At 66.2% G+C, this 1478-nt stretch carries 1 protein-coding gene; it reads left to right on the forward strand.

All coding sequences use genetic code 11. The annotated features are described in order from the left end of the window. Positions 1-1478: (Fe-S)-binding protein (locus ACZ6SQ_RS38350; RefSeq protein WP_469570689.1), on the forward strand; the 1478-nt coding region annotated here is incomplete at both ends.

The following is a 1478-nucleotide window of genomic DNA, read 5'->3' on the forward strand; positions in this document are numbered from 1 at the left end:
CTGCTGCCGATGACGTCGGGCGGGAAGGCGATCGATTTCGCCGATCCGGGTGAGGACGACGTGTTCGGTGTCTCGCAGGTCGAGCAGTTCTCCTGGAAGGGTCTGCTGGACTTCTCCACCTGCACCGAGTGCGGGCGCTGCCAGTCGCAGTGCCCGGCCTGGAACACCGGCAAGCCGCTGTCCCCGAAGCTGCTGATCATGTCCCTGCGCGACAACTCGCACAAGAAGGCCCCGTATCTCCTCGCGGGCGGCGGCAAGACCGTGGAGGGCGAGGAGAAGGCGTCTGCCGAGGCCCTGAAGGATGTCCCCGCCGCGGCCCTCGCCGAGGCGGAGCGGCCGCTGGTGGGTACGGCCGAGGAGAACGGCGTCATCGACCCCGACGTCCTGTGGTCCTGCACCACCTGCGGCGCATGTGTGGAGCAGTGCCCGGTCGACATCGAGCACATCGACCACATCGTCGACATGCGCCGCTACCAGGTCATGATCGAGTCCGCGTTCCCGTCCGAGGCGGGCACGATGCTCAAGAACCTGGAGAAGAAGGGCAACCCCTGGGGACTTGCGAAGAAGCAGCGCCTGGAATGGCTCAAGGAACTCGACTTCGAGGTCCCCGTCGTCGGCCGTGACATCGAGGACCTGAGCGAGGTCGAGTACCTGTACTGGGTCGGCTGCGCCGGCGCCCTGGAGGACCGCGCGAAGAAGACCACCAAGGCCTTCGCCGAACTCCTGCACATCGCCGGCGTCAAGTTCGCGATCATGGGCGGCGACGAGAAGTGCACCGGCGACTCCGCCCGCCGCCTCGGCAACGAGCCCCTCTTCCAGGAACTCGGCATGGAGAACGTCATGGCTCTCAACACCGCCTTCGGTGAAGAGCTGGACGACGACGGCCAGGTGACCGACGAGTCGAAGAAGCCGAAGTCCGCGAAGAAGATCGTCGCGACCTGCCCCCACTGCCTCAACACCATCGGCAACGAATACCCGCAGCTCGGCGGCGACTACGAGGTCGTCCACCACACCCAGCTGCTCCAGCACCTCGTCGACGAGGGCAGGCTGGTCCCGGTCACCCCGGTCGAGGGCATCATCACCTACCACGACCCCTGCTACCTGGGCCGCCACAACAAGATCTACACCCCGCCGCGCGAGATCATCGCCAGCGTCCCCGGCATCCGCAACGAGGAGATGCACCGCCACAAGGAACGCGGCTTCTGCTGCGGCGCCGGCGGCGCCCGCATGTGGATGGAAGAGCGCATCGGCAAGCGCATCAACAACGAACGCGTCGACGAAGCCCTCTCCCTCAACCCCGACATCGTCTCCACCGCCTGCCCCTTCTGCCTCGTCATGCTCACCGACTCCGTCAACGGCAAGAAGAACGAGGGCAAGGCCAAGGAGACGATCCAGGTCGTCGACGTCGCCCAGCTCCTCCTCGAATCCGTCAAGACCCCCACCGACCCCACCGGCACCCCCGAAGAGGAACACACCCC

The sequence above is a fragment of the Streptomyces sp. NPDC048600 genome (assembly GCF_055587025.1).